The organism is Pectobacterium artocarpous, from assembly GCF_046159765.1.
In the GTDB taxonomy this organism is placed as follows: Bacteria; Pseudomonadota; Gammaproteobacteria; order Enterobacterales; family Enterobacteriaceae; genus Pectobacterium.
Map to the genome: position 1 here is coordinate 17,333 of NZ_JBJXVK010000037.1, position 10,737 is coordinate 28,069.

The 10,737-nt window shown below is 48.9% G+C and carries 4 protein-coding genes; all 4 read left to right on the forward strand.

Features of this window, described 5'->3' with window-relative positions; translation table 11 throughout:
* Positions 1-2 precede the first annotated feature (2 nt).
* The 4 genes from ACKQAD_RS19190 to ACKQAD_RS19205 are packed head-to-tail and all read left to right on the forward strand — an operon-like array spanning position 3 to position 10,469.
* Positions 3-1,319: an ATP-binding protein gene (locus ACKQAD_RS19190; protein WP_276195658.1), complete on the forward strand. Its 1,317-nt coding sequence runs from the start codon at positions 3-5 to the stop codon at positions 1,317-1,319.
* Positions 1,316-3,514: a DEAD/DEAH box helicase gene (locus ACKQAD_RS19195; protein WP_409161601.1), complete on the forward strand. Its 2,199-nt coding sequence runs from the start codon at positions 1,316-1,318 to the stop codon at positions 3,512-3,514. The genes ACKQAD_RS19190 and ACKQAD_RS19195 overlap by 4 nt, the downstream gene beginning before the upstream one ends.
* 11 nt (positions 3,515-3,525) lie before the next feature.
* Positions 3,526-8,241 (forward strand): hypothetical protein, encoded by a 4,716-nt coding sequence (locus ACKQAD_RS19200; RefSeq protein ID WP_409161602.1) that lies wholly within the window; start codon positions 3,526-3,528, stop codon positions 8,239-8,241.
* Entirely contained in the window at positions 8,238-10,469 is a 2,232-nt protein-coding gene (locus ACKQAD_RS19205) for a hypothetical protein (protein WP_409161603.1), read from the forward strand. The genes ACKQAD_RS19200 and ACKQAD_RS19205 overlap by 4 nt, the downstream gene beginning before the upstream one ends.
* Positions 10,470-10,737 lie beyond the last annotated feature (268 nt).

Here is a 10,737-nt window from a genome sequence, read left to right on the forward strand (position 1 = left end):
TTATGTCTGGCATTCGTATTCGTCTCAAAGAAAGAGACGCTATTATTCAGTCACTGAAGTCAGGCGTGACGCCTAAAATTGGTATTCAGCATATTCAGGTTGGCCGGGTCAACGAGATAAAAGCGCTGTATCAGGATATTGAACGTATCGCGGATGGCGGTGCAGGATTCCGGCTGATTATCGGGGAATACGGCTCAGGTAAGACATTCTTTTTAAGCGTTGTGCGCTCAATTGCACTAGAGAAAAAACTGGTGACAATCAGTGCCGATTTATCCCCGGACAGGCGTATCCACGCGACGGGTGGGCAGGCGCGTAACCTTTATTCCGAACTGATGAAAAATCTATCTACGCGAAATAAGCCGGATGGAAACGCATTATTAAGCGTGGTTGAGCGCTTCATCACGGAAGCCAGAAAAGAAGCAGAAAGTACAAATGTGCCGGTTCCGACGATTATTCACCAAAAGCTCGCTGACCTGTCTGATATGGTTGGCGGTTACGATTTCGCCAAAGTTATTGAATGTTACTGGCAGGGCCACGAGCAAGACAATGAGACATTGAAATCAAATGCCATCCGCTGGCTGAGAGGTGAATACACCACGAAAACCGACGCCCGTAACGATCTGGGTGTGCGCACCATTATCTCTGACGCCTCTTTCTACGATTCATTAAAGCTGATGAGCCTGTTTGTTCGTCAGGCCGGATACGCGGGTCTGTTGGTTAATCTGGATGAGATGGTCAATCTGTATAAGCTCAGTAATACGCAGGCCCGGGTTGCCAACTATGAACAGATACTGCGTATTCTGAATGACTGCCTGCAAGGGACGGCTGAATATATCGGCTTTTTACTTGGCGGTACGCCAGAATTCCTGTTCGATCCACGAAAGGGGTTATACAGCTACGAAGCGCTCCAGTCCCGACTGGCGGAAAACAGCTTCGCTCAGCGGGCTGGTGTCATTGATTATTCGTCCCCTTCCCTGCATTTAGCCAGCCTGACGCCGGAAGAGCTCTATATTCTGTTGAAAAACCTACGTCACGTTTATTCCGGCGGCGATGCGGATAACTATCTGGTTCCTGATGATGCACTGACGGCATTCCTACGCCACTGTAGCAACACTATTGGCGATGCATATTTCCGTACGCCACGAAACACGATTAAAGCCTTCCTGGATATGCTGGCCGTGCTGGAACAAAACCCGTCCATTCAGTGGTCACAGTTAATCGCCGGTGTCGCGATCGCGGAAGAAAAACCCAGCGATATGGATGAAATAACGTCGGCAGAAGATGCCGATGAGGATGGTCTGGCAGACTTCAGATTATGACGAACGAATACCAGCGGCTGGACCCACGGATACAGAAGTGGATATACCGCCAGGGATGGACCGATCTCCGGGAACTGCAAAAAAAAGCCGTTCCACCGATATTAGCGGGCGATCGAGATGTCCTGATCAGCGCCGCGACTGCCGCGGGTAAAACGGAAGCTTTTTTCCTGCCCGCCTGTTCTGCCATTGCGGATATTCAGGGCGGTTTTGGCATTTTATACATTAGCCCGCTTAAAGCCCTGATTAACGATCAGTATCGGCGGCTGGAAAGCCTCGGCGATGCGCTGAAGATGCCGGTCACGCCCTGGCATGGCGATGTTGCGCAGAGCAAAAAGCTGAAAGCAAAGAAGAATCCTGCCGGTATTTTGCTTATCACCCCGGAGTCGCTGGAAGCGATGCTGATCCGCAATGCGGGATGGTTGAAGCAGGCTTTCGCGCCACTGGCATATATCGCCATTGATGAATTCCATGCTTTCATCGGTTCTGAGCGGGGTATGCAGCTTCTCTCTCTGTTAAATCGAATCGATCGCCTGCTGGGAAGAATCGACAATCCAGTACCCCGAGTCGCACTCAGCGCAACGCTGGGGGAACTGGAACGGGTGCCGTTATCTCTGCGGCCAAATCAACGTCTGCCCTGTGACATTATTACCGACAGTCAGACTCACGCCACGCTAAAAGTACAGGTGAAAGGTTATCTGGAACCGCTGACCACCTCGGGCCAGCAACCTCCACCGTCGGCAGAGACGCAAATCTGCCATGATATATTTCTCCTTTGTCGCGGTGATTCCCATCTGGTGTTCGCTAATAGCCGCAAGCGGACCGAAAGCATTGCTGCTACGCTAGGCGATCTGAGTGAAGCGAACATCGTTCCCAATGAGTTCTTCCCCCATCACGGATCGCTGTCCAGAGATCTGCGTGAAACGCTGGAACAGAGGCTTCAACAAGGCAACTTACCTACCACCGCCATCTGTACGATGACGTTAGAGCTTGGCATCGACATCGGTAAAGTCAGCTCCGTTGTGCAAGTTACCGCCCCCCATTCCGTAGCCAGCCTGCGCCAACGAATGGGACGATCCGGTCGGCGCGACTCGCCTGCCGTATTGAGAATGCTGATTGCCGAACATGAACTGACGCCAACATCAGGTATTGTCGACCAACTCAGGCTTCAGCTTGTTCAGTCGCTGGCCATGATCCGCTTACTTATTGGCAGTAAATGGTTTGAGCCAGCCGATACCCGGCAGATGCACTATTCCACCCTGTTCCATCAGATTCTGGCGATCGTGGCGCAGTGGGGAGGCGTACGAGCCGATCAGATCTGGTCACAGTTATGCCAACAAGGTCCATTTCAGAAAGTCAGAATCGATGACTTCAAAACGTTATTGAAACATATGGGGGAGCACCAGTTTCTGACCCAGCTATCAAGCGGCGAACTGGTTCTGGGCGTTGAGGGCGAACGTCAGGTAAATCAATACACCTTCTATGCCGTGTTCAGCACACCGGAAGAGTTTCGTATTGTAGCAGGGAGCAAAACACTGGGCTCTATCCCCGTTGATTCCCCCCTGATGCCTGACCAACATATTATTTTCGGCGGTCGACGCTGGAAGGTCACCGATATCGATAGTGATAAAAAAGTCATCTATGTCGAGGCGACAAAGGGTGGGCAGCCGCCGTTATTTGGCGGACAAGGGATGTCCATTCATGATGTCGTCCGCCAGGAAATGCTCACTATTTATCGGGAAGGCGACTACCGCATCACCGTTGGCGATCGCAAGGCCGATTTTGCCGATACCACGGCCAAAAACCTGTTTGATGAAGGGCTGCACTGTTTTCGCAACAATAATCTGGCTTCGGAATGTTTTATTCAGCAGGGACAGCATGTCTACATTCTTCCCTGGCTAGGCGATCAAACCGTAAACACGTTGTCGGCATTACTTATCCAACGCGGTTTCAAGGCGGGCTCATTTGCTGGTGTGGTTGAAGTGGAAAAAACTACGGTCTCGGAGGTTAAACAAGCGTTATTCAGCGCACTTCAGGAAGGGCTACCTTCCGAATCCCGTCTTGCCGAAAGCATCGTTGAAAAGTGCCTCGAAAAATATGATGAGTATTTACCGGAGACGTTGCTGACGCAGGAATATGGATTACGTGCTTTTAATGTTGAACGCGTGACGGAGTGGTTGCAGGGGCATTTATATTAAGGGGAAGAAGAATGAGAAAAAGCTGGACTATAGGGGAAGATTGTAAGCTGCTAACCTTGGTGCGTCAGCACTTTTCCGCGCTGGTCAGCCATAACAGGCTGAATGCCACAATGCCATTTAGCCAGCAGCTCCACGATGCATTTGACTCACCTGACCGCGATGCCGCAGCATTGCTTTATCGCCTCGAACAGGCAAAAATCTTGGGATTTGCCAGCCGTCCTGGTGGCGATCCCACTAAACAACCGTTTCGCTGCCTGATAAGCAATGATTTGGCGCTATACGATTACAGCCTCACCTTTCCCACCCTCAGAAAAGCATTGCATCCAGATATCGTTGCAGCAGCACTAAACCACTTCACGATTAGCAATCCACACGAACCACTGTCCAATACTATCAATCAAATCGCGACAGCCTTGCATCTTGCCCCCATGCAGGTGGAAAAGATTCTGATCGAAAGCGACCAAATAGCTATCAATAGTTACCGCAAGTGTAAGCGTGTTGGAGAGAAAACTATCAATAATAATCTGCAAGATCTCATCTCTAGGCAAATTCCTGACATAACGCTGGTCGAAGATATTAACGCTTGCCGCGCCCAAGTCTCTCAACTTTACCACGTGCATGAACGTGATGGCGCTGAGGTTATTTTCAGTTCTGACGGCACGGGGTTCGGCAAAAGCTATGGCGTGATTCAAGGGTATGTTGAATATCTGGAACGTTTCGCCAAAACCCAGCAGCCAAATTACCTGTTTCCCGAAGGCGGCTTTACCAACCTGTTGTTCATGTCACCGCAAAAATCACAAATCGACCTGGACAGCAGCCAGAAAGAGAAAATTCTGGCCGCTGGTGGCGAGTTCATTTGCGTTCTCTCTCGTAAGGATATTGCCGATCTCGATTTTATGGACTGGGCCTCTGGCCTGAAAAACCGCGACCGCTATATTCAATGGTACGAAGGGGCGAAAGGTAGCAAATATATCGGCGGCTCAATGCGTTCGCTCAATTATCATGTTTCACAAATTGATCGCTGTGAAGAGCAGTTAAAAAAGCTGACAACATACGGTTCTCAGGATACCAACTACGAAAGAGAAATTCTCGAAGAGCAGCTAAAAAACTGTCGTCACAGTATCCGCAATACGATTGAGTCAGCCTGTAAATCACTATTTGGACCAGATAGTGAAAAAGCTTCCATTAAAGAATACATTCGTCGCGGACTCCAGGAGCGCCAGGAGCGAATGCAAAATGCGGAGACAGCGCGAAAACCAGGAAAGCTTGAACCTAAGATAAGCGTACACGAAGTCTATTTCGAGCTTATCAAACAGGTATTGCCTTTCGAAGTTTGCCAGTACCGCCCGTCAGTGCTATTAATGACCACGAATAAGTTCGACACATCAACTTACCGACTGGCGCCTCGTCAGCGAGGCGAAGGTGTGCGTTTTGAGTCCGTAGGTTTCGACTTGCTGATTGGCGGTAAGCTGACTCCCAAAGATCCACAGATTAGCACCGTTGCGGCAGCCGGTCATACCGGGCAGGTTACCTATCTTCGCGACGAACACTTCAGACGCAATCCAGATTGTCCTTTTCGCCAGAAAAATATTCGTTTTACGGTGATCATTGATGAACTACATGAAGCCTACACCCGCCTTGAAGAAACATGCCATGTAAAGCTAATCACACAGGAAAATAACCTGGCGCACGTTATTTCCGTCGCAGGACGTATTCACAACGCGTTACTCAGCTTAGAACACCGAAACAAGCCCAAAGAAGCGCAAACGACCTTTGAGCAAGAGATGGTCAAATTCATCACTACTCTGCGCAATTTACTGGCGGAAAAGTGCGAACTATCCCCCGGTACAACGCTGGGATCGATCCTGGAGATGTTTCGTGACCAGTTAGGGGCATTTGAAGTTAACGGCGACGCCGCCGAACGCATCATCTCAATCACCCGCAACGTATTCAGCTTTAACCCCAAAATGTACGTCAATGAAGAAGGGCTGAAACGCATTCGCATGCGCAACAGCGAAGGCGACATAACGCGCACCGAGCTGTATTACGAAGTCGAAAATGATGCCAATGACACCAACCCCACCCTGCACGATCTGTTCCAGTTGGTCTCCGTCATCCTCGCCGCCTGTTCTGAAATCACCAACCGGCACTTTAAGCGCTGGGTAAAGAATGGCGGCCAGGACAACTCCAGCAGCCAGAATACGCCTTTGGGCCAGTTTGTTGACGCAGCCAATAACGTAGCCGGCGTGGTGCGACATATCTTCGATCGCACCACAGATGAAAACTTGTTGATTGATCATTTCTACACTTATCTGCAACCCAAAACCGTATTCACGATGACGCCTATAGCTGAACTCAATTACGTGAACAAGGGAGCCGAGCGCACAATTATTCTGGCGTTCGAAATGGATCTGGTACAAGAGTTGCCCGAAGCCATGCTGCTGCGTTTATTAACCGGCACGCACAATAAAGTAATTGGGCTTAGCGCCACCAGCGGTTTTAGCCACACCAAAAACGGTAACTTCAATCATCGCTTCCTGGCGCGCTATAGCCGCGACCTTGGCTACCGGGTCGTTGAACGCGAAAAGGCAGATATCGATACGCTTAAGGCATTACGCGGGTTGAGGGCCAGTATCCGCAACGTCGACTTCAGGGTGTTCGATGATAAGCAGTTAAAATTGACCGATATCTACCAAAATTGTGAAATCTATCGCAGGACGTATGACAACTTTTTCGACGCGCTGAAGAAACCGCTGGAATACGACCTGAAAAATACCTATAAACGGCGTCAGTGCCAGCGGGAACTGGAAGCGTTACTGCTTGCCGCCTACGAAGGTAAAAACAGCCTGATTTTGTCACTTTCAGGGACATTTAAGCGGGCCTTTATCAGCGCCTGGCGCACTCATCAATCAGCCTGGCGTCAGCAGTACGGTATGCACTCCCGGTGCGATGAAAAAACGGATAACGATAAGAAACATGACCAGATCCTGACCTTTACCCCATTCAAAGGGCGTCACACAGTCCATTTGGTCTTTTTCGATTCACCGCTGGCTAATGTCGAAGATATCAGGCAAGAAACCTATCTCCAGAACAGCAATACAGTACTGGTATTTATGAGCAGCTATAAAAGTGCGGGCACTGGCCTCAACTACTTTGTTAAATACCATGACGGCGATATTAATGATATCAATGCATCACGTCTGGATGTCGATTTTGAGCGCTTAGTGCTCATCAACTCCTCGTTTTACAGCGAAGTAAAAGACAACAGCGGCAACCTCAATACATTACCTAACTACGTTACCGTGCTTAAACACTACGCCGATGACGATATTACCGTCCACAAGCTGGCCGATTTCAACATTAATTTCGCCCACGGCGAAAACTATCGCCTGTTAATGGCCGAACATGATATGAGCTTATTCAAAGTCGTCGTGCAGGCCGTAGGCCGAGTCGAGCGTCGCGACACTCTATTGAAAACAAAAATCTTTTTACCCCGCGATGTATTTCGTAATGTTGCATTCCAGTTCGCCGCTCTCAGTGAAGATAGCGGTAACGAGGTAGTATCAGAAAGTATGTCCTTGCTTAACCACCGCCTCATGGAGGAGTGCGAAAAGCTGAGTCAGAGCCAGTCATTTAGTGATGCAGAACAGCGGCATGCGTTTGAACAGGCTATCGTAGAAAATGGTCTCCGCATCGATGCTGTTCATAAGCGAGTTCTGAAAACCGACTGGATAAATCGGGTACGCGCCGGTAACCTTGAATATCTCGAATTGTGTAATTTATTCCGCGATTCTGACTCCTTTATCGATCCCCCGCGTTGGCTGGAAAAACTTCAGGCTAATTCCTTGTATGCCGCCAATCGGCAAATGCAATCTATCCACCACGCCCTGTTTATCGACCGCCATCAGGGCAACCAAACTATTTTACTTTGCCACAAACGCGGCCCGGATGGACTTGTCCACAGAGATTATTCCGCCCTGTCGGATTTCGCTGGCGGCGCAAGAGAGTACCGGCCAGAACTCACGCTCTTTCCGCAGTATAGAAACGATGTCGATTTTACCCCCGGCAACCTGGTCGGCGAGTTGATTCATGAATGTAACAACATCCAGGAAACGGCATTCAAAAAATGGGTACCCAACCCCAGGCTAATTCCGTTGCTCAAAGGCAATGTCGGTGAATATCTCTTCGATAAAGTGCTAAAAAGTTATGGTGTTACCCCACTCTCCGACCATCAGGTGTTTGAACGCCTTGAACCGCTGGTCTATGAGTTTTTTGACCGCTTTATTGAAGTGGGTGACGACCTGCTCTGCATCGACGTTAAACGCTGGGCGACGCAGTTGGACGATTTAACGCGGGCAGAAGAAACGCTTGAGAAAAGCGACAACAAGATTCGCCAGATCCGCAATATCGCCAGCCAAAAGGCAGATACAGAGGGGCAGAAACAGCTTCAGGCGGTGCTGGCAGGCCGTTACGAACGCATTCGATTTGTCTATCTGAACATCGCCTACAGCCAGAATCCCAATAATCTGATGTGGCAAGATAACGTGGATCACACGATCCACTACCTTAACCTGTTGCAAACCGACTACCAGTACTATCAGCCCAAAAATCGAGAGAGCGGACGAGCTCAGGAAAACTCGAAACTGAGCATGACATTGGACATTAACCCAATGTTATTAACTCTACTGGGTGTAGAAAAGTTGCCGACTAAAGGAAAAGTATCATGATCCCTAATCTGAATGAGCTGACGGATACTCCGATTGCCCGTACCAATTTGATCAAGCTTGAAGAAGATCAACTGACGACCATCCAGCGTCTATTGGCTCCTGTATCTAATATCTATACGATAGACTTTATGGTTCAGCGCTTTACTAAAGAGCGAAAAGAAAAATCCGCTGATTACTATGCGCGAATTCATCAGGAGGTAAAATCTTGCGTGCGGCAGAAGCTTGGGCTGGAGGTCGGGCTGGAGGTAAAATATGAGCTGCATTGCTTACCCAATTACCATCACATCTTTTTTTTCCTGGCGCCTGCTGCTGCACCGAACAGCCCAGCGCATCGGACTTTGGCAGAACGCATTGAAACGCTTTGCCAACGACTCACCGCTGAAAATTATGATTTGTCTCGCCTGATTCAGGGATTGTTCAGTCTACATCTGAAAATGGTAATGCTGGAACAAGCCAGTGAGCGCTTTTCGGTACCGCCAACCTACTTCAACTCTACGTTCTATCTCAACGCTCGCCTGAGTCAGCCCGTCACGCAGAAAAGCGGCACTGGAGTGATGGAGGCATTCGAACTCGACATTTATGCATCAGAATATAACGAACTCGCCTTTACCCTGCACAAACGAAAATTTCTGGTCGAACCGGAGGATGAATTGCACCTCTCTCTGGACGATACCAGCGTGTGGTTTAACATCGATAATCGTCGGCTCAAAGCCCGGCGCAAACTCGATGCCCGGGATAGCAAACTGGACTTTTTTCGTGAGCGCAGCGGCTATGGTGAATGCCAGGCCTATACCTATAACGTGGTCATGAATGCTGCCTGCGAGCGGCTCAGTGAACTAGAGATCCCCCATCAACCTATCCCATTTCAGGCCACCCACGAGGTCAATCAGTTCGCTACGGATCTCGATCAACAGCTGGCTAATACGCTGTTGGTGGTTAATAACGGCGTCGAATTCAGCGCCACGCAAGAAGCTTATTTCTTTGACGCATTAGCCATCCAGTTCCCCGAATATCAACTCTGGCCGCTGGCATCGCTTAAACATTCTCAGCAAACCGGCTTTTCTGAGCTGCCCGCCAATACTTCTATTCTGGTGCTCAATGCGGTAGATGAAGAACGGAGCAACAGCATCCGCCAGCAAGATAATGAATCTGTTGAGTACAATGATTTCTATGCGGCTTTTGCCGACGCCCGAAAACAACCTGAACTCAATTGGGATACCTATACCCAACTTAAACTGGATCGTTTGCAAGGGTGGCTAAATCAGCAACCGCTACCTGTGGTCTTGCAGGGTATGAATATTGATCGCAAATTGCTGGATGCGATTGATCTTATTAATGAACGCTCGGCGAGCGACCCTGCTCAATACGAAATCGATCTTACGAAGCCTCACAGCCGTCTCAAGTCAGCAGTTACCTTACTAAACAGTAAGATACGCCGAACTAAAACCGAACTATGGTTCAAAGAAAGCTTACTCAATCAGCATCACATCCCACTACCAGATTTGGCGGACGGGCACTATACAGCCTATGCGGTACGCAAAACGAAAAACAATCTCTCTCTCCTTGGGCATGTTGAACTAAAAATTGAGCACGGCCAACTTAGGGTGGTTGATACCGGGATCGCTGAAGGTAAATTAGGCTATCTATCCGTTGATCATCCCTCTCTGGGACGGTTAAAAAAATTATTCGACAAAAGCTTCTATCTCTACGACCACGTCGCAGACGTCCTGCTGACTACCTACAACAGCGATCGCGTGCCGCGCCTGATCGGCCCAGCACAACTTAATATCGTCGATTCATACGCTTATCAGGAGCAAGAAAAAGCGCTGGCGGAGCATAAAGGGGATAAATTTAACGGGTACACCATCACCCGCTCAGCAAAATCGAATCAAAACGTACTGCCCTATCTGATATCACCAGGCCGTTCGAAATACGACTCGCTGACCAAAGAGCAAAAAATGAGGCATCACCATATTTACTTGCAACCGCATGAAAACGGGGTGTTTGTTCTGGTGAGTGATGCTCAGCCTACAAATCCTACTATTGCACGGCCTAACCTGGTGGAAAATCTGCTGATATGGGATGCCCAAGGCAAAGCCGTAGATGTATTTAGTCACCCGTTAACTGGCATTCACCTCAATAGCTTTACCCTGGATATGCTCAGAAGCGGTGAAAGCAGCAAGAGTTCGATTTTTGCCAAGCTTGCCCGGTTGATGGTAGAGAACTAGCGGAAAATTTAGGGCGGTGTTTTTAGAATTCGTTATGTGTGAACCTAGCTCCACACATAACGAAGCCCTCCACTTAACATTGATTTTTCGTGATAACCCTCACAAAAACAAAGCGATTTTATATGGGGGCCTTCGGGGTGGCGCTATTTGAGAGAAATACCAATAAAACCAATAACAAACAGCATGTTAATCGTGGATATGATTCCGAGTCCGCCACCTTTCCTTTTTTATGCTTCCTTATCAATCCCTATATTGTTGCGATTCAATA

Excerpts from the sequence above, each read along its gene's own strand:
- ACKQAD_RS19205 (WP_409161603.1), top strand. The coding sequence starts at position 8,238 with ATGATCCCTAATCTGAATGAGCTGACGGATACTCCGATTGCCCGTACC.
- ACKQAD_RS19200 (WP_409161602.1), top strand. The coding sequence starts at position 3,526 with ATGAGAAAAAGCTGGACTATAGGGGAAGATTGTAAGCTGCTAACCTTG.
- ACKQAD_RS19190 (WP_276195658.1), top strand. The coding sequence starts at position 3 with ATGTCTGGCATTCGTATTCGTCTCAAAGAAAGAGACGCTATTATTCAG.
- ACKQAD_RS19195 (WP_409161601.1), top strand. The coding sequence starts at position 1,316 with ATGACGAACGAATACCAGCGGCTGGACCCACGGATACAGAAGTGGATA.